At 70.1% G+C, this 18,229-nt stretch carries 13 protein-coding genes and 4 tRNA genes; 16 read left to right on the forward strand and 1 reads right to left on the reverse strand.

From position 1 onward, the window contains the following. Positions 1 to 261 precede the first annotated feature (261 nt). The 10 genes from ACWTSU_RS05930 (at position 262) to ACWTSU_RS05975 (ending at position 7,887) form a co-directional block, all read left to right on the forward strand. Positions 262 to 338: transfer RNA gene (locus ACWTSU_RS05930), tRNA-Ile, on the forward strand. Positions 339 to 423: 85 nt separating this feature from the next. Further along, positions 424 to 499, forward strand: a tRNA-Ala gene (locus ACWTSU_RS05935). Positions 500 to 816: 317 nt separating this feature from the next. Further along, complete coding sequence (gene purB / locus ACWTSU_RS05940; RefSeq protein ID WP_455138955.1) at positions 817 to 2,163, forward strand: adenylosuccinate lyase; 1,347 nt, start codon at positions 817 to 819, stop codon at positions 2,161 to 2,163. A gap of 80 nt (positions 2,164 to 2,243) precedes the next feature. After that, the gene (locus ACWTSU_RS05945) at positions 2,244 to 2,510 is read left to right on the forward strand and encodes a TIGR03905 family TSCPD domain-containing protein (RefSeq protein WP_455137043.1); all 267 of its coding nucleotides are present in this window, start codon (positions 2,244 to 2,246) and stop codon (positions 2,508 to 2,510) included. A gap of 1 nt (position 2,511) precedes the next feature. Next, on the forward strand, positions 2,512 to 3,714 hold the full coding sequence (locus ACWTSU_RS05950; protein WP_455138956.1) for a Tat pathway signal protein: 1,203 nt from the start codon (positions 2,512 to 2,514) through the stop codon (positions 3,712 to 3,714). A gap of 84 nt (positions 3,715 to 3,798) precedes the next feature. After that, positions 3,799 to 4,521 (forward strand): response regulator, encoded by a 723-nt coding sequence (locus ACWTSU_RS05955; RefSeq protein WP_455138957.1) that lies wholly within the window; start codon positions 3,799 to 3,801, stop codon positions 4,519 to 4,521. A gap of 9 nt (positions 4,522 to 4,530) precedes the next feature. Further along, complete coding sequence (locus ACWTSU_RS05960; RefSeq protein WP_455138958.1) at positions 4,531 to 6,060, forward strand: ATP-binding protein; 1,530 nt, start codon at positions 4,531 to 4,533, stop codon at positions 6,058 to 6,060. A 96-nt stretch (positions 6,061 to 6,156) separates the two neighbouring features. Further along, positions 6,157 to 7,038, forward strand: coding sequence for a phosphoribosylaminoimidazolesuccinocarboxamide synthase (locus ACWTSU_RS05965; RefSeq protein ID WP_455138959.1), 882 nt, complete (start codon positions 6,157 to 6,159; stop codon positions 7,036 to 7,038). An 8-nt stretch (positions 7,039 to 7,046) separates the two neighbouring features. Continuing rightward, positions 7,047 to 7,709 (forward strand): APC family permease, encoded by a 663-nt coding sequence (locus ACWTSU_RS05970; protein ID WP_455138960.1) that lies wholly within the window; start codon positions 7,047 to 7,049, stop codon positions 7,707 to 7,709. 102 nt (positions 7,710 to 7,811) lie between these two features. Continuing rightward, positions 7,812 to 7,887 (forward strand) — tRNA-Arg (locus tag ACWTSU_RS05975). A 366-nt stretch (positions 7,888 to 8,253) separates the two neighbouring features. Here ACWTSU_RS05975 and ACWTSU_RS05980 read toward each other — a convergent pair. Beyond that, a tRNA-Leu gene (locus ACWTSU_RS05980) sits at positions 8,254 to 8,340 on the reverse strand. Between the two features lie 120 nt (positions 8,341 to 8,460). Between ACWTSU_RS05980 and ACWTSU_RS05985 the strand changes: the two genes are divergently transcribed. From ACWTSU_RS05985 to pknB, 6 genes are all read left to right on the forward strand, one after another. After that, complete coding sequence (locus tag ACWTSU_RS05985; protein ID WP_455138961.1) at positions 8,461 to 10,218, forward strand: serine/threonine-protein kinase; 1,758 nt, start codon at positions 8,461 to 8,463, stop codon at positions 10,216 to 10,218. Positions 10,219 to 10,223: 5 nt separating this feature from the next. Then, complete coding sequence (locus ACWTSU_RS05990; protein WP_455138962.1) at positions 10,224 to 11,303, forward strand: FhaA domain-containing protein; 1,080 nt, start codon at positions 10,224 to 10,226, stop codon at positions 11,301 to 11,303. Further along, entirely contained in the window at positions 11,300 to 11,713 is a 414-nt protein-coding gene (locus tag ACWTSU_RS05995; RefSeq protein WP_455138963.1) for an FHA domain-containing protein, read from the forward strand. The genes ACWTSU_RS05990 and ACWTSU_RS05995 overlap by 4 nt, the downstream gene beginning before the upstream one ends. Further along, positions 11,710 to 12,993, forward strand: a complete 1,284-nt coding sequence (locus ACWTSU_RS06000; protein WP_455138964.1) for a Stp1/IreP family PP2C-type Ser/Thr phosphatase — start codon at positions 11,710 to 11,712, stop codon at positions 12,991 to 12,993. The genes ACWTSU_RS05995 and ACWTSU_RS06000 overlap by 4 nt, the downstream gene beginning before the upstream one ends. A 50-nt stretch (positions 12,994 to 13,043) precedes the next feature. Next, positions 13,044 to 15,959 carry an FtsW/RodA/SpoVE family cell cycle protein gene (locus tag ACWTSU_RS06005; RefSeq protein ID WP_455138997.1) on the forward strand — a complete coding sequence of 972 codons (2,916 nt, stop codon included), beginning with the start codon at positions 13,044 to 13,046 and terminating at the stop codon, positions 15,957 to 15,959. A gap of 97 nt (positions 15,960 to 16,056) precedes the next feature. Then, positions 16,057 to 18,021 carry a Stk1 family PASTA domain-containing Ser/Thr kinase gene (gene pknB, locus ACWTSU_RS06010; RefSeq protein ID WP_455138965.1) on the forward strand — a complete coding sequence of 655 codons (1,965 nt, stop codon included), beginning with the start codon at positions 16,057 to 16,059 and terminating at the stop codon, positions 18,019 to 18,021. The last annotated feature ends 208 nt before the right edge of the window (positions 18,022 to 18,229 follow it).

Below are 18,229 nucleotides of genomic sequence, written 5' to 3' on the forward strand. Positions count from 1 at the left end.
TCAAATAAGGGAGGGAATCGTCATAACTCCCCTTTTTCCCGCCTGTCCCGCCGCCTACAGCACCACCAGCGAGGCCACCGTGCCCCCTCCGACGACGACGCTCTCTATGTCCATCCTTCTCAGCACGTGACCCCTTTCGATTCCTTGCTCGCATATCCTACCCATTCACGGGTCCCGCGCAACGCTCGAGCAAACTTGTTCGAGAAATCGAAAAAGTCGTTGACCGCGGGCGCCGGCCTGTGTAATATATCTCCTTGCGTTGGGCCTGTAGCTCAGTTGGTCAGAGCGTCCGGCTGATAACCGGGAGGTCACAAGTTCGAACCTTGTCAGGCCCACCACTTCCTGACAATAGTCGCCCCAGCGTTAGCCGAGTCGCCGCTGGGGCGATTATTATTTTCCGGCGGCGTGCCCGCTGGACCCAGAGGGGACGTAGCTCAGCTGGGAGAGCGCGGGCTTTGCAAGCCTGAGGCCGTGGGTTCGAACCCCATCGTCTCCACCAGGATCGTTTCGGCCGGGTCACGTGCCCGGCCGTTTCTGTTCGGGCCGCCCCTCTCGCCGCGCGGTCCTTCTCATCATCCGGGTCCCTCTCGACGGCGCACAAATGCACGAATTGTGTGCCGTCCTTCCCAAACAACCCGCAAAAAATGATTTCATATTCATATAATCGCAGGATTAAGGTTTGTGGATGTCAGTTTTTGCGGGTTATCGAGAAGGACGGGTGAGAAGAGCGAGCGAGAAACGCGCGGCGAGAAGGGCGTGCGACCGGCGTGCGGTAGAATCGAACTCGTACTCGCCGCAGACGCCGAGGAGGCCTCAATGATTGACCGCTACACCCGTCCCGAGATGGGCCACATCTTCTCGCTTGAGAACAAGTACCGCATCTGGCAGGAGATCGAGGTCCTGGCCTGCGAGGCGCACGCCGAGATGGGCAAGATCGGCATCACGCGCGAGGAGGCCGCGTGGATCCGCGAGCACGCGGACTTCAACAAGGAGGAGGTCGACGCCATCGAGGCCGTCACCAACCACGACGTCATCGCCTTCCTCACCAACATGGGCGAGTACATCGACCGCGACGTCCCCGAGGGCGAGCCCAAGCCCAGCCGCTGGGTCCACTTTGGCATGACCTCCTCGGACCTCGGCGACACGGCCCTCTGCTACCAGCTCACCCAGGCGTGCGACCTCATCATCGAGGACGTCCGCAAGCTCGGAGAGATCTGCAAGCGCCGCGCCTTCGAGGAGCGTGACACCCTCTGCGTGGGCCGCACGCACGGCATCCACGCCGAGCCCATGACCTTTGGCATGAAGTTCGGCAGCTGGGCCTGGGAGCTCAGGCGCGACCTCGACCGCCTGATCGACGCGCGCAAGAACGTGGCCTTTGGCGCCATCTCGGGTGCGGTGGGCACCTACTCCTCCATCGACCCGTTCGTGGAGGAGTACGTCTGCGAGCACCTGGGCCTCGTTCACGACCCGCTCTCCACGCAGGTCATCAGCCGCGACCACCACGCTTACCTGGCCGGTGTGCTCGCCACCACGGCGGCCACCTGCGAGCGCATCGCCACCGAGATCCGCAACCTCCAGAAGACCGACACCCTGGAGGCCGAGGAGCCGTTCAAGAAGGGTCAGAAGGGCTCCAGCGCCATGCCGCACAAGCGCAACCCCATCACCATGGAGAAGGTCTGCGGCCTCAGCCGCGTGGTGAAGGCCAACGCGCAGGTGGCCTTTGACAACGTGGCCCTCTGGCACGAGCGCGACATCAGCCACAGCTCCGCCGAGCGCGTGGCCCAGGCCGACAGCTTCATCGCCCTCGACCACATGTTCCAGTGCCTCATCCGCGTGGTGGACGGCCTCATCCTCTACCCCGAGCAGATGAAGGCCAACCTCAACAAGACCCGCGGCCTGATCTTCTCGTCCAAGGTCCTGCTCGCCCTGGTGGAGACCGGCATCACGCGCGAGGAGGCCTACGCCATCGTGCAGGAGAACGCCATGGCTACATGGCGAGAGGTGCAGCAGTGCGCCGGCGGCACCACGTTCCGCGAGAAGCTCGAGGCGGACCCGCGCTGCACGGTGAGCTCCGAGGAGCTTGATCGCATCTTTGACCCCTGGAGCTTCCTCTCGCGCGTGGACACCGTCTTCAAGCGCCTGGAGGAGCTCAGCTTCGAGTAGGCCCCCTCCCCGCGTCGCATCCCGCCGCGCCCGCGGGGCGGCTGGGTATACTGGTGGGACCGCAACAAGAGAGGGAGCACATGCGTCACTTTGACTACACGCCGCGCGGCGTCTGCTCGCGTGCCATCCACATCGACCTGTCGGACGACGGCAGGACCATCGAGCACGTGTCGTTCGAGGGCGGCTGCAACGGCAACCTCAAGGCCGTGGGCAAGCTCGTGGCCGGCCACCCCGTAGACGAGATCGTGGGCATCCTCGCGGGCAACACCTGCGGCCCGCGCAAGACCTCCTGCGCCGACCAGCTTTCCAAGGCGCTCGTGGCGGCCACGGAGAGCGCGGGGGCCTAGCGTGCGCGCGCCGCGGCTCACCAGGCGCTCGCTGTTCAAGACGGCCGCCGCCGGCGCGGCGGTCGCCACCGCCGTCGGCGTTCTCTCGGGCTGCACGCACACGGCCGACGAGGAGACCTCCGACCCGGTGGTCGTGGACGCGGACTCCGCCGAGAGCGTCCTTGACACGTTCGAGGCCGCCGACATCGCGCCCGCCGTCGAGGCCAGCTGGACGCTGCCGGTGGGCAACGTCCTGCACCCAGCCGAGGGCAGCTGGGTCCCCGTGACCACGGCGGGCTCGTCCGCCACGCCGATGGTCAAGGGCTCGGCGCTCTCGCTGGTCTCGGGCGCGCTCTCCGAGGTGGTCTCGGCCCCCGTGGGCCCCGGCGCCAACACGGTCATTCTCGACGTGCGCTGCTCCGACAGGGCCTACGCCTGGGTCGAGCTCGACCTCACCACGCGCGCCTGGAAGCTCTACGCCGCGTCCTTCTCGGGCGGCGAGCTCGACTCCGACGTCTCCACGCTGTGGGAGGGCGACGCCAACTACGATCCCGCCCCGCTCGCCGTCTCGGGCGACACGGTCATCTGGCAGGTCCAGCCCTCGGCCTCCGGCTCGCGCACCGGCGAGAGCTCCCACTGCTACGTCTGGCACACCGGTGACGACCAGGCGCAGGCCGTGGTCGAGTCGCCGGGGCGCTTTGCGACGACGCCCACGGTGTCCGGGGACAACGTGGTGCTCACGCCCCGCGTCCGTGCGGACGAGGGCGTCTACTACGGGGTGACGGCGTACTCGGTCTCGGACGACCTGGCGACCCGCGTCGACCAGCTCGTGATGCCACAGTCCGTGCGCCCGTTCCGCGCGAGCCGCGTGGGCGACCGCTTCCTCGTCTCCGTTGAGGCGAGCTACAGCACCGGCGGGCTCCTCGGCCAGATGGGCACCTACATGGGCACCTCGGACGGCGGCTTCTTCCGGCTGAACCGCGAGCCCTCCGAGGGGGGCTGCGGCAAGGGGGACGTCTTCGTCATCAAGAGCAACGCCTCCTACTTCGTGATCGACCTCGCCAAGCGCCAGTACGCGACGCTCGCCTCGGCCGACCGCTCGGTGGACTACGGCGAGTACCCGGCGCGCGCCGGCGAGTGCGACCTCTTTGCGACCTTCGCCACGGTCAAGGACGCCGACACCGGCTACCCCGCTTCCGTGTCCGTGAGGACCTTCCGCCTGTGAGCGCGCATCCCCGGCGGATGGGTGGGGTACACTAGAGCCGTTCCGGTTGGGTTCCGGCACCGAGAAGACGCATGGGAGGCCAAGATGGCTTCGGACGAGAAGAAGATCCTGCTGGTCGAGGACGAGAAGGCCATCCGCGACGCCGTGGCGGCCTATCTCGAGCGCGAGGGCTACATCGTGCGCGGCGTGGGCGACGGCCAGAGCGCGGTGGAGGAGTTCGAGAAGCACAGCTTCGACCTCGTGATCCTCGACCTCATGCTCCCCAAGCTCTCGGGCGAGCGCGTCTGCCGCGCCATCCGCGAGACCTCCAACGTCCCCATCATCATGCTCACCGCCAAGGGCGAGGTGGAGGACCGCATCATCGGCCTGGAGCTCGGCGCCGACGACTACCTGATCAAGCCCTTCTCGCCGCGCGAGCTCGTGGCCCGCGTGCGCGCCCTGCTGCGCCGCGCCCACACCGAGGCCGAGCCCGCGCTCGAGACCCTCGACTTCGGCGACCTGGTGATCGACATCTCGGGCCACAAGGTGCTCGTGGAGGGCCGCGAGGTCGACCTCACCGCGTCCGAGTTCAAGCTGCTCACCACCCTCGCGCGCTACCCGGGCCGCGTCTACACGCGTATGGAGCTCGTCGAGAAGGTCCTCGGCTACGACTTCGAGGGCTACGAGCGCACCATCGACTCCCACGTCAAGAACCTCCGCGCCAAGCTGGGCGATGACCCGCGCAACCCGCGCTGGCTCTACACCGTCCACGGCGTTGGCTACCGCTTCGAGGCGTCCGAGAAGCCCGCCGAGCAGGCGTCCAAGTAGGGCGCCGCGTTGTCCGCGCGCTTCGTCACGGGCGACGGCCCCGGCTCCGACGAGCCGCCCGAGGGCCGCACCTCGCCCTCGTCGTCTGCGTCCTGGAACACCATCAAGCCGCGTCCCAAGGGCGGCCGTCACTACGTGACGAGCCTGACCATGGCCTTCGCGCTCACGGCCATCATGACCGCGCTCGTGTTGGCCGTGGTGCTGGCGTTTGTGTGGGAGGGCCAGTTCATGGCCTACACGCGCCAGAACATGCAGGACATCGCGGACTCCACGGCGGCGTCCATCTCGGCCGCCTACGCGCAGCGCGGCGAGCTCGACGAGGAGGTGGCCGCGGCGGCCGAGTCCGCCTCGGCGCTTTCGGCCGACATCGTGGTGCAGGTCACCGCTGCCGACGGCACCGTGCTCTATGACGACACCTGGGCGACGGCGCCCTCGTCCTCCGGCCGCGCGCCCGCGCGCGTGCCCGCCGTTGCGCCCACCTCGGAGGACGCGCTCGTGAGCGCCAGCATCACCGCGCCCGACGGCGAGGTGGTGGGCACCGTGAGCATGTGGGCGCTCGGCTCCGAGGCCCTGCTCACCAAGAGCGACTCGGCGTTCCGCTCCAACTCCTACGGCGCCGTGGCCACGGCCGCAGCCATCGCCGCCCTCATCGCCTGCGTGATCGGCTACTTCGTCTCGCGCGGCATCGCGCGGCCCATCCAGCGCATCACCTCCACGGCGCGGCAGATCAGAAACGGCGACCTCACCGCCCGCTCGCAGGTCACCGGACCCGACGAGGTGGGCCAGCTCGGCGAGACGTTCGACGACATGGCCACCACCATCGAGCGCGACCTCAAGCTCGAGCACCGCCTCACCGGCGACGTGGCCCATGAGCTGCGCACGCCGCTCATGGCCATGCAGGCCACCGTGGAGGCCATGCAGGACGGCGTGCTCCCCGCCGACGACGAGCACCTCGAGGTCGTGGCCGGCGAGGTGCGCCGCCTCTCGCGCCTCATCGACGCGATGCTCAAGCTGTCGCGGCTGGAGAACGGCACCACCGAGCTCAAGGTCGAGCGCACCGACCTGGTGTACCTCGTGCGCAACCTGGTGACCTCGCAGCACCAGCTCTTCCACGAGCGCGGCCTCCACCTGCGCTTCGTGGACGACACGCCCCACGGCGAGCTCAGCGCCGACGTGGACCCGGACCTGCTGCGCGAGGCCATCGTCAACCTGATGAGCAACGCCATGCGCTACACCAACGCCGACGGCTGGGTGAAGGTCTCGCTGCGCCAGGACCACTCCGACGCGCTCATCGCCGTGCAGGACACCGGCATCGGCATCGCCAAGGAGGACATCCCGCAGACGTTCGCGCGCTTCTGGCGCTCGGACGTGAGCCGCGAGCGCGAGTCGGGCGGCCTGGGCGTGGGCCTGGCCATCACCAAGGAGATCGTGGACCGCCACAACGGCACGATCCTGGTGGAGTCCGAGCTCGGCCGGGGCACCACCTTCACGCTGCGCATCCCGCTGCGCCGCGGCCGCGAGCGGTCCAAGGAGAAGTGAGGGCGCGCCGCGCCCGGCGCCTCTCGCCGGCCCAGCCGTCCTTCTCGCCGCGCTATACTCGTACGTTGAGTGAAAATCCGACGGAAGGTGGCCGGGATGGCTGAGATGCAACTTCGCCCTGACTCGCACGGCAAGGTGCGCGACATCTACGACTGCGGGGACCGCCTGCTCATGGTGGCGTCCGACCGCATCAGCGCGTACGACTTCATCCTGCCCGACGAGATCCCGCACAAGGGCGAGGTGCTCACGCGCATCTCGGCGTTCTGGTTCGAGCGCTTCGCCGACCTCATCCCCAACCACATGATCAGCTGCGACGTGGCCGACCTGCCCGAGGAGTTCGCGCCCTACGCCGACTACCTGGCCGGCCGCTCCATGCTGGTCAAGAAGGCGCAGACCGTGCCCATCGAGTGCATCGTGCGCGGCTACCTCACCGGGTCGGGCAAGAAGACCTACGACGAGGACGGCACCGTCTGCGGCATCAAGCTGCCGGAGGGCCTGACCGAGGCCTCCAAGCTGCCCGAGCCGATCTTCACCCCGTCCACCAAGGCCGAGCTGGGCGACCACGACGAGAACATCTCCTTCGAGCGCTGCTGCGAGATCGTGGGCACCGAGGTGGCCGAGCAGCTGCGCGACGCCTCGCTGGCCATCTACAAGGCCGCGGCCGACTACGCCGCCGAGCAGGGCATCATCATCGCCGACACCAAGTTCGAGTTCGGCTTCATCGACGGGCAGCTCACGCTCATCGACGAGTGCCTCACGCCGGACTCAAGCCGCTTCTGGCCCGTCGAGGGCTACGAGGAGGGCAAGGTCCAGCCGAGCTACGACAAGCAGTACGTCCGCGACTGGCTGCGCGCCAACTGGGACATGACCGGCGAGCCGCCGCGCATCCCGGCCGAGGTCATCGCCGGCACCTCCGCGCGCTACGAGGAGGCCTTCAAGATCATCACCGGAACCGAGTTCGCGCCCGTCAGGGGCTAAGGAGAGTCATGTCACTTCGCGATACCATCGAGGGTGCCCGCCGCGAGGCCGAGGGCAACGTCGTCGGCCGCCCCAAGAAGGAGGCCGAGGCCGTGACCGGCGGCGAGGACGAGAGGCACGGGTTCTCGCGCAGCTCCGCCGCCAAGGCGCGCCCGGCGCGCGAGGCCGCGTCGTCGGTGCGCACGGCGAGCTCGTCGTCCGCGGGCGCCGGCGGCGGGCTCTTCGGGGGCGCCGGCGAGACCAAGGAGCAGAAGAAGGAGCGCAAGCGCCGCGAGCGCGAGGAGTCCGACCTGCGCAACCGCGTCTACGACGCCGTGCTGCGTGGGATCGACGGCTACCGCAAGACCGAGCGCACCTTCTGGGTCTTCGTGGGCGTGGGCTTTGGCCTGGCGGTCATCTCGCTGGCGATCAACTGGGCCACCGGCGGCACGACCGACATCTCGAGTCCGGCGGGCGCCGCCGGCGCGGGCACGCTCGTCCTGGCGTACGTGTTCATCATCGCGGGCATCGTCTACGACTTCGCCAAGCGCCGCCCGTTCCGCAAGCAGGCGCAGGCCCGCGTGTCGGGGCTCACGGACAAGAAGCTGCTCGACCTCTACGAGCGCGAGCGCGCGGCGGAGGAGAAGCATGCCGCGGAGCGTGCCGAGAGGAAGGCCGCGCGGAAGAAGTAGGGCACCGCGCCGGGGTGCGCGGGACGGGCTTCTCGACCGGGCGCCCTTCTTGACGGGGCGCCCTTCTCGCCGCCCGCGCGGTGGTGTTAGAATGGCCCACACGCCTTCGTAGCTCAGGGGATAGAGCACCGCTCTCCTAAAGCGGGTGTCGGCCGTTCGAATCGGCCCGGGGGCACCAGAAAATTAGCAGGTCAGAGGTGGTAAACGCCTCTGACCTGCTTTGTTTTGCGCGCTCTTTCACCCCTGCCGGCCTCGGTCCCCATCCTCGCTCCTTCCGGTCCTGCCCCTGCCGCCCCGCCCTTGTGCCTCCCGACCCCGCCCTCGCCGGACCCCTCCTCTTCCATTAACCCGCAAAATCTGACATTCACAAACCTTAATCCTGCAATTATATGATTATGAAATCAATTTTTGCGGGTTATTTGGGCGAGGCGGCACACAAATACACGAATTGTGTGCCGGCGAGAAGGACGCGCGAGGGGTCACGGGGCATGCAGTGCGCCGCGGCATGAAAAAGGCCCCGACCGAGGTCGGGGCCGTTCTCTCATGGTGCGGGCGAAAGGACTTGAACCTTCATGGAGTTGCCCCCATACGGACCTGAACCGTACGCGTCTGCCAATTCCGCCACGCCCGCGTGCTGGGATATCTTACCGCATCCCCCGCCCGATGCCAACCAATTTTTCTGCCGCGAGCCCACGGGGGTAGAATGTCCCCATCAACCGCCGTTCCATGCCACCGACGTCGAGGAGGGAGCTTGAGCGACGACCCCACCAGGGTACGCACCGCGCCGGGCGCGCCCGACGACGACCAGCCGCGCGACGAGGTCCTGCTCGGCCGCTACCGGGTGCTCGAACGCCGCGGCACCGGCGGCTTCGGCACCGTGTGCACCTGCTGGGACCTGCGCCTGCAGCGCCGCGTGGCCATCAAGCGCATGCCGCTCGCGGGCGCCGCGCCCACCACGGCCGAGGAGGCGCTCTCCGAGGCGCGCACGGCCTGCATGCTGGGCCACCCCAACATCGTCGCCGTCTACGACTTCGAGGCCGACGGCACCTACGCCTACCTTGTCATGGAGTACGTCGACGGCCTCAACCTCGCGGAGCTTCTCGCCCGCGTGGAGGGCGGCCGGCTCACCCCCGACGAGTGCGCCCACGTGGCGGCCTCGGTCGGTCGCGCGCTGGCCTACGCGCACGAGAACCGCGTGCTGCACCTGGACATCAAGCCCACCAACATCATGATCGACCGCCAGGGCACGGTGAAGCTGGCCGACTTTGGCATGGCCTCGCTCGCCTCGGCGGCCGGCTACGGCGACGCGCGCGGGGGCACCGTGGGCTACATGCCCCCCGAGCAGATCGAGGGCGACCTCGTGGACGAGCGCACCGACGTGTTCTCGCTGGCCGTGGTCGTGTGGCAGGCGCTCACGGGGAGCGACCCCTTCCTGGCGAGAACCGCCGAGGAGTCCCTCAAGCGCATCGCGCGCGGCCCCGGCCGGCTCTCCAAGCTCTGCCCCGGGCTCGACCCCGGGGTGGAGCCGCTCCTGGCCGAGCAGCTCGCGCCCGCGCCGGCCGCCCGAACGGCCGACGCCGCGGCGCTGGTGGACGAGCTCGCCCCGCTGCTCGGCGACGCCGAGGCGGGCGCCGCGTCCCTGCGCGACCTCGTGGGCCAGGCCGAGCGGGACGACGAGCAGGACGTGCGCCCGTTCGTCGCGCGTCCGCGCGAGCCGAGGGTCGTGCGCCTCCCGGAGGGGGCCGCCGCCCGCGCCGCCACGGCGCTCGCCGCGTTTGCGACCCTGCGTCTCGTGGTGCCGGCGATCGTCGGGCTCCCGGCCCCGGTCGCCGCGGCTGCCCCGGTCGTCGTCGCGCTCGCGAGCGCCCTGTGGACCCCGCTCGCCGCCCCGGCGCTCGCGGCCGCGCTCGTGGCGGCGCTGGTCACCTCGGCCCCGGGCGGGACCGCCGCCGCCCTTGTCCCGGCGCTCGCGGTGGCCCTGGCCACGGGTGCGTGGTGGGTCGCGGCGGGGCTGCGCGACCGCCTGGGCTCGCTCGCGCTGCTGCTGCCGTGCTGCCTGCCGTCGCCGACGAGCGGCGCCGCGCTGGCGGGCTACGCGCTCGACCCCGGCCCGGCGGCGGCCACGGCCGCGGTCGGCTACGTGGTGGGCGCGCTCTTCCGCCACGCCGTCGCGCTGGGCTTCTCGCCCGCCGCGCTTCTCCCCGCGCTCGCTGCCGACGCCGGTGACCCCGGCTTCTGGGCGCTTCTCGCCGGGTCGGTGGCGTGCGCCGCCGCGTCGTCCGCCGTGGCGCTGCGGGGCTCGGTCGCGGCCGGCATCGCGGGCCAGGTCCTGGGCGCCGCGTGCCTGATAGGCGCCGCCGCTGTGGCCGCCGGCGTGGAGAATGGCGGTATATGGGCCGCCCCCGACGGGGTCGTGGTGGTGCTTGCGGTACTCTTAAGTGTGCTTCTGTGCGTAGCGACAGTCCTGAGAGGCCCGCTCTACGAGGACCAGGAAGGCATGTTCACATGAGTTTTATGAGTGACTTCGAGGCGCGCATCGGCTCCGTCTTCGGTGCCGCGCCGCAGGGATACACCGAGCCCTTCTCGTTCAAGAAGCTCGCCAAGCGCGCCGCGCGCGAGATGGAGAACGAGACCTTCGAGATCGACGGCGTGGACACCGCGCCCGCGCTCTACACGGTGCTCGTCTCGGCCACCGACGACTCGCTGATGCGCCCGCTCTACGAGCAGATCACCTACGAGACCGCGTCGTTCGTGACCGCGCAGGCCCAGAAGAGGGGCTACGCCTTCGTGGGCGAGCCGCTCGTGCGCTTCATGGTCGACCCGGGCCTCAAGTCGGGCAAGTTCGCGGTCTTCGCCGAGAACGTCGACGCCGGCACGCTCGCGCGCCTGCGCGAGGAGGAGCGCGCCTTCCTGGCGGGCAACTCAAGCGCCGGCGGCGCCGCGGCCCAGGTCCACCCGCGCTCGCGCCGCTCCGCCGCGCCCGCGCAGGCCCCCGCGCCCGCCCCGATCCCGGCGCCCGTCGAGCCGGAGCTCGTGCCCCTCACGGTCCCGTCCGTGCCCGAGGAGCCCAACGGCCTGGACGTCATGCCGTCCGACCTGGCGGAGCCCATGCCCGTGGCCGCCGCGTCCGAGTCCACGCCGATGCCGCTGCCGCTTGCCGACCCCGCCGCCGTGGTGGCGCCGGCGGGCCCCGGGGCGGTGCCCGTGCCACAGACCCAGCGCCGCAACGTGCCGCTGGTGAACCCCCGCGCGGCCCAGCCTGCCCACGTCGCGGCCCAGCCCGCGCACGCCGCCGCCCGCGCGGCGTCCTGCCTGCTCATCGACCGCCAGACCGGTCGCACCTACACCGCCCAGGCCCCGTCGACCGTCATCGGCCGCGAGCGCTCGCAGGCCGGCGTGGTCCTGCGCGACCCCAACGTCAGCCGCCGCCACGCGGAGCTCAGCTTCGACGGGCGTGACTGGCGCATCACCGACCTCGGCTCCACCAACGGCACCCTCGTCAACGACGTCGACGTCCGCGACTGCATCCTGCGTGACGGCGACCTCATCACCCTCGGCCTCGTGAACCTCGAGTTCAGGGAGAACCCGCGATGATCGACCTCGTGCTGTTCGCGGGGCGCGTGCTCCTCGTCGTCGTCCTGTACCTGTTCCTGTTCGCCTGCATGCGCACCGGCGTGGGCCTGGTGCGCGGGCAGCGCCGGGACGCGGCCATCTGGGCGGTTGACGTCGAGAAGGGCACCCGTCAGCTCCGCGGCCTGCACGTGGACATCCTCGGCCCGGTGGTCGTGGGTCGCTCCCCGTCCTCGGACATCGTGATCGACGAGCCGTACGTCTCGTCCACGCACGCGCGCCTCGCGCTCCAGGGTCCGGCGCTCGTCCTCGAGGACCTCGGCTCCACCAACGGCACCCTCGTCAACGGGCACCTCATCGACCAGCCCGTCACCCTGCGCGAGAACGACGAGATCCAGGTGGGCGACACCATCATGCGAGTGAGCCGCGGATGACGGCGCCCGAGGAGCAGACGGTCGTTTCGCAGGAGCCCGCCAACGCCCCCGGACGCGCGGAGATGTCCGTGGAGGGCCGCGCGGGCGCCGACGCCGTGAGCGGCGCCAACGGCTTCGTGTCGTGGGGCGCCCGCAGCGACGTGGGCCTGGTCCGCGGGCACAACGAGGACTCCTTCCTTCTCCAGGCGCCGCTGTTCGTGGTGTCCGACGGCATGGGTGGCCACGCGGCCGGCGAGGTCGCGAGCTCGATCGCCGTGGAGACCATCGGCGGGCGCGCCCCCGGCACCGCTGACGACGTGCTTCTTGGCGCGGCTGTGGAGGCGGCCAACGACGCGGTCATCCACGCGGCCGAGGAGGGCATCGGCAAGCCGGGCATGGGGTGCACCGCCACCGCCGTGCTCTTCGAGCGCAACCGCATGGCCGTGGCGCATGTGGGGGACTCGCGCGCCTACGTCCTGCACCACGGCACCCTCGTGCGCGTGACGCACGACCACTCCTACGTGGAGGAGCTCGTGGACTCGGGCCAGATCACGGCCGACGAGGCGCGCACGCACCCCTCGCGCTCGATCATCACCCGCGCGCTGGGGTCGGACCCCGACATGTACGCCGACCACTTCACGCTCGAGGTCACGGACGGGGACCGCGTGATCCTGTGCTCGGACGGCCTCTCGTCCATGATCCCCGACAGCGAGATCGAGGCGCTCGCGGTGTCGAGCGCCACGCCGCAGCAGGCGGCCGACAACCTCGTGGCCGCCGCGCTGACCGCCGGCGGCTCGGACAACGTCACGGTGGTCGTCGTCGACGTGCTCGACGACGGCGTCGCCGAGGCGCAGCGCCGGCGGCTGCTGCGCCGCGCGCTCGGCGTCACGGGCGTCATCGCGGCCGTGCTGGCGGTCGTGGTGGTGAGCTCGTTCGTGTTCATCCGCAGCGAGTGGTACCTCGGCGTCAACGGCTCGACCGTGGGCCTGTACCGCGGCATCAGCGGGGAGGTGCTGGGCATCCCACTGAGCGAGCTGGTGGGGACGAGCGCCGTCGAGCTGGCGGACCTCCCGACCTCGGTCCAGGACCAGCTCCGCTCGGGCATCCGCGTGGAGAGCGAGGAGGCGGGCCGTGAGGCCATCGACGCCTACCACACACAGATCGACTACGAGCGGACGCAGGCGGCCGAGGTCGCCGAGACGGCCCGCTCCGAGACGGACGGTGACGTCGTCGCGAGCGGCCAGGACGGCGGCACCGCCGACGCGGCCCCGGCCGATCAGGGCGAGGGGGGTGGCCAGTGATGCGCAGGATGAGACGCGTGGGCGCGCAGTCGCGCGCCGCCGTGGAGGCGATGGTCTCGGCCCCCGCGCCCTCGGCGGCCCCGGCCGCCCACGGCCACGGGCGCCGCAACACCGAGCTCTTCCTGCTGTGCCTCGCCGCCGTGCCGGTGGTCCTGCTCTATGCCCTCTACGTGATGAACTCCAACGCGCCGCTCACCCTCTCCACGCTGGGCGTGCCGCTGGGGCTGTTCGCCGCGTTCGCCGCCGCGCACGTGGCCATCCGCTTCCTCGCCCCGGGCGCCGACCCGGCGATGCTGCCCATCGTCTTCCTGCTCTCGGGCGTGGGCATCACGTTCCTCACGCGCCTCTCGCCCGACCTGGCGGTCAACCAGGTGATCTGGCTGTTCCTCTCGGTCGCGGCGATGGTGGGCGTGCTCGTGGTGGTGCGCGACCTCGACGCGCTCGCCGACTACAAGTACACGCTCGGGCTCATAGGCGTGGTCCTGCTCGTCCTGCCCATGATCGTGGGCACCGAGCAGGGCGGCTCCAAGCTCTGGATCTACATCGGCGGCTTCGGCTTCCAGCCCGGCGAGTTCGCCAAGATCCTGATCGCGCTGTTCCTGGCCTTCTACCTGGCCACCAACCGCGAGGCGCTCTCGGCGTCGATGCGTCGGGTGGGGCCGTTCAGCGTCCCGCGCGTGCGGATGCTGCTGCCGCTGCTCGTCATGTGGGGAGTGAGCCTGCTGATCGTGGTCTTCGAGACGGACCTCGGCAGCGCCCTGCTGTTCTTCAGCTTCTTCGTCATCATGCTCTACGTGGCCACCGGCCGCGCGAGCTACGTGGTGGTGAGCCTGCTCCTGCTCGCCGTGGGCGGCGTGGCCTGCTACCACCTCTTCGGGCACGTCCAGAACCGCGTCAACATCTGGATCGACCCATGGTCGTCGGCCGCCACCGGCGGCTACCAGATCGTGCAGTCGCTCTACTCGATCGCCGACGGCGGGCTGGTGGGGACCGGCATCGGCAAGGGCCTCCCCACGCTCATCCCGGTCGTCGAGAGCGACTTCATCTTCTCGGCCATCGCGGAGGAGATGGGCCTTCTGGGGTCCTCGGCCATCCTGATCCTGTTCCTGCTCTTCACGGTCCGCGGCCTGGCCACCGCCGCCCGCGCCAAGTCCGACTGCTCGGCCTTCGCGGCGGTCGGCCTGACCTGCGCCATCTCGTTCCAGGCGTTCCTCATCGTGGGCGGCGTCACCAAGCTGCTGCCCCTCACGGGCGTGACGCTGCCCTTCATGAGCCAGGGCGGCACGTCGCTTCTCGCCAGCTTCCTCATCGTGGGGCTGCTCCTGCGCGCCGGCGACGAGGGCACGGGCCGCGAGACCGAGATGCGCAGCGCGCGCGACTCCGAGAGCTCCGGCCGGGACCCGGTGCTCGCGCTCACCGGCCAGATGTCCGCCGTCGGCGCCCACGCCGCCTCGGTGGTCCACGGCAGCCACGCGCGCGGTCACTTCGGCCTCACCACGGCCGAGTCCGGCGTGCTCGGCCGCGTGGCGCTGGGCAAGCGCCTGACGAGCCTCATCACGGTCTTCTCGCTGCTCTTTGCCGCGCTCGTGGCCAACCTGACCTACCTGCAGCAGGTGGACGCCGAGCGCATCCAGAACCTGCCCAGCAACAACCACACCATCGCGCGGAGCGCCTACGTGCAGCGCGGGGCGATCATCACCTCCGACGGCGTGACGCTGGCCGAGAGCGTCCAGCAGGAGGACGGCACCTACGCGCGCACCTACCCGCAGGGCACGCTCGCGCGCCACACGGTGGGCTACCTGTCCACGCAGTACGGCAGCGCGGGCGTCGAGGCGTCGATGAACGAGACGCTCACCGGCCGGCGCGACTACTCCAACTGGCGGAGCGCCCTGTACTCGATGGCCGGCGTGGCGCAGCCCGGCTCCACGGTGGCGCTGACCATCAACTCGCAGATCCAGCGCGCCGCCGAGCAGGCGCTCGACGGCTACACGGGCGCCATCGTGGTGCTCGACCCGTCCACGGGCGCGGTGCTCGCCAAGGCGTCGTCGCCCACCTACACGGTGGACCAGCTCGGCGACATCATCTCCTCGGGCTCGGGCGGCGAGCTGCTCGACCGCTCCACGCAGGCGCTCTACGCCCCGGGCTCCACCTTCAAGGTGCTCACGCTCGCCGCCGCGCTCGACTCCGGGGCGTCGTCGCTCACGGACACCTACTCCGCGCCGTCCACGATCCAGATCGGCGGGGCCGACGTGACCAACTACGGCGGCGACGACTTCGGCAGCGTCTCGCTCGAGCGCGCGTTCGAGCTCTCCTCGAACACCGCGTTCGCGCAGGTGGGCGACCGCGTGGGGGCGAACACCCTGGTGAGCTACGCCAACGCGTTCGGCTTCGGCACGCAGATCGGCCAGGACTTCTCGACCCTCGCGTCGCTCATGCCCGAGCCGTCCGAGATGACGGAGTGGGAGACCGCCTGGGCCGCCTGCGGCCAGCCCGTGGGCCAGCACAGCAGCCCCGCGGGGCCGCAGGCCACGGTCATGCAGCTCGCGGTGATGGCGCAGGCCATGGCCAACGGCGGCGTGGCGATGGACCCGTACGTGGTCGACCACGTGCTCTCGCCCGAGGGCGTGGTCACGTCCAAGACCACGCCGCGCTCGCTCGGACAGGTGGTCTCGGCCGACACGGCGAACCAGGTCAAGGAGGCCATGCTCGGCGTGGTCGAGAACGGCACCGGCGTCTCGGCGCGGGTCTCGGGCACGCGCGTGGCGGGCAAGACCGGCACCGCCGAGGTCGGCGGCGGCAACGTGAACTCGCTGTTCGTGGGCTTCGCGCCCTACGACAGCCCCACGCTCGCGATCGCCGTGTGCGTGGAGGGTCACGGCACGGACGTCGAGGGCGAGGCCGCCGGGATCGCCGGCAGGGTGCTGGCGGCGGCGCTGCGCGTGCAGGCGGCCGGCGCGGGAAGCTGAGAGGGGCCCGCCGCTCGGCGGGCGAGAGGGACAAGTCGCGGGACCGGTCGGGACCGCTCAGAGATAACGCGGGCGACCGCGTGGAATGGGAGAGACGATGTCAGCGATGGTGCTCGGCGGACGCTACCAGGTACAGGACAAGATCGGCGCGGGCGGCATGGCCACGGTCTACCGCGGCCTCGACGAGGTTCTCGGCCGCACCGTCGCCATCAAGGAGATGCTGCCCCAGTACGCCAACGACCCGTCGTTCGCCGCCCGCTTCAAGCAGGAGGCCCAGGCCGCGGCCGCGCTCCAGAGCCCCTACATCGTGAGCGTCTACGACTGGGGCAAGGACGCCGACACCTACTACATCGTCATGGAGTACCTGCGCGGGACCGACCTTAAGAGCGGCATCCGCAAGCACGGGGCGCTCGACTGCAAGAAGGTCGCGCAGATCGGCTCGCAGATCGCCCAGGCGCTCTCGGTGGCCCACAAGCACGACATTATCCACCGCGACATCAAGCCGCAGAACATCATGGTGCAGCCCGACGGCAACATCAAGGTGATGGACTTCGGCATCGCCCGCGCCAAGAACAGCCACCTGACGCAGGACAACTCGGTGCTCGGCACCGCGCACTACGTCTCCCCCGAGCAGACGCAGGGCAAGGAGCTCGGTCCCACCACCGACATCTACTCCCTCGGCATCGTCATGTACGAGGCGGCCACCGGCCAGGTGCCCTTCCAGGGGGACGACGCCATCACGGTGGCGCTCAAGCAGGTCAACGAGCAGCCTAAGCCGCCCAGCCAGCTCAACCCCGCGGTGGACCCGCAGATTGAGTCTATCATCCTCAAGTGCATGCAGAAGAACCCGGCTGACCGCTTCCAGACGGCCGACGAGCTCTACCGGACCCTGCGGGACTACCTCGCTGGGCGCATGCAGGCCGTGAACAGCGCCACCGCCATGCTGCCAGCCCAGGCCACCAACAAGCTCGAGCGCGGGACGGCGGGCGGCACCGCGTCGATGCCGCGCGTGGCCCGCGCCTCGCAGCGCGCCACCGACCAGGCCGCCGAGCAGGAGGCCGAGCGCGAGCGCAAGCACAAGCGCAAGGTCGCGCTGGCCGTGGTGGGGGCGATCGCCGCGGTGGCGGTGGTCGTGGTGGCGCTGGTGACGCTGCTGGGCGGCGGCACCCAGACGGGGACGGTGCCCAACCTCGCGTCGCTGACCGCCGAGCAGGCCGAGGATGCCATCGTGGCCGCCGGCTTCACGGCGGGCGAGCCCACGATGGTCTACAGCGACACGGTCAAGGAGGGCGTCGTCGTGGACCAGGACCCGGCGGCCAACCGCGAGATGCCGCTCGGCACGACTATCAACTTCCGCGTGTCGCGCGGCCCCGAGCCGGCGGCCGAGGTGGAGGTCCCCGACCTCACGAACAAGACGGAGCAGGAGGCCGTTGACCTTCTCGACAAGTACGGGCTCATACCCGTCCGCGGCGACGACGAGGAGAGCGAGGACGTGGAGGAGGGTCGCGTGAGCTCGCAGGACACCGAGGCGGGCTCCACCGCCCACGCGGGCGACAAGGTGACCTACCACATCTCGACCGGCAGCGGCAGCGAGGTCATCCCCAACGTGGTGGGCGACTCCGAGTCGAGCGCGCAGTCGCGCCTGGAGAGCGCCGGCTTCAAGGTGAGCTCCACCCAGGCCTACTCGAGCGAGTACTCCGCGGGCACGGTCATGGCCGTGAGCCCGGGCGTGGGCCAGACCGCGACCAAGGGATCCACGGTCACGATTACGGTCTCGCAGGGGCCGGAGCCCGTGCAGTACGTCAACGTCACCAACGTGGTGGGCTGGAAGGGCAGCCAGGCCAAGCAGGCGCTGGAGAACAGCGGCTTCACGGTGAACATCAGCGGTCCCACGGACGGCGTGGTGGTGTCGCAGTCCGCGTCGGGGTCCGCGCCAGAGGGCAGCACGATCACGCTGACCACGCAGAGCCAGGAGCTGGAGCCGACGACGCCTTCCGGCGGCGGCTCGACGACCGGCGGCGGGTCCACGACCGGCGGCACCGGGAGCGACACGAGCGAGTAGCGACGCGGCGGGGTCTCACGGCCCCGCCGTTTTTCTTGCCGCGCGTTTCGGGCGCCGCGGTTGGCGCGCGTGTTTCTCGCCTCGGCGCACGTGCTTCTCGTCCCGCCTCTCCGAGCCAGGCCCGATTAACCCGCAAAAAATGATTTCATAATCATATAATCGCAGGATTAAGGTTTATGGATGTCAGATTATGTGGGTTATTTTGAAA

This window comes from Thermophilibacter sp., from assembly GCF_966187215.1.

What these genes read in the sequence shown, in the direction of transcription:
- ACWTSU_RS06005 (WP_455138997.1), top strand. Translation starts at nt 13,044, where the DNA reads ATGGTCTCGGCCCCCGCGCCCTCGGCGGCCCCGGCCGCCCACGGCCAC.
- ACWTSU_RS05970 (WP_455138960.1), top strand. Translation starts at nt 7,047, where the DNA reads ATGTCACTTCGCGATACCATCGAGGGTGCCCGCCGCGAGGCCGAGGGC.
- ACWTSU_RS05955 (WP_455138957.1), top strand. Translation starts at nt 3,799, where the DNA reads ATGGCTTCGGACGAGAAGAAGATCCTGCTGGTCGAGGACGAGAAGGCC.
- ACWTSU_RS05965 (WP_455138959.1), top strand. Translation starts at nt 6,157, where the DNA reads ATGGCTGAGATGCAACTTCGCCCTGACTCGCACGGCAAGGTGCGCGAC.
- ACWTSU_RS06000 (WP_455138964.1), top strand. Translation starts at nt 11,710, where the DNA reads ATGACGGCGCCCGAGGAGCAGACGGTCGTTTCGCAGGAGCCCGCCAAC.
- pknB (WP_455138965.1), top strand. Translation starts at nt 16,057, where the DNA reads ATGTCAGCGATGGTGCTCGGCGGACGCTACCAGGTACAGGACAAGATC.
- ACWTSU_RS05945 (WP_455137043.1), top strand. Translation starts at nt 2,244, where the DNA reads ATGCGTCACTTTGACTACACGCCGCGCGGCGTCTGCTCGCGTGCCATC.
- purB (WP_455138955.1), top strand. Translation starts at nt 817, where the DNA reads ATGATTGACCGCTACACCCGTCCCGAGATGGGCCACATCTTCTCGCTT.
- ACWTSU_RS05995 (WP_455138963.1), top strand. Translation starts at nt 11,300, where the DNA reads ATGATCGACCTCGTGCTGTTCGCGGGGCGCGTGCTCCTCGTCGTCGTC.
- ACWTSU_RS05990 (WP_455138962.1), top strand. Translation starts at nt 10,224, where the DNA reads ATGAGTGACTTCGAGGCGCGCATCGGCTCCGTCTTCGGTGCCGCGCCG.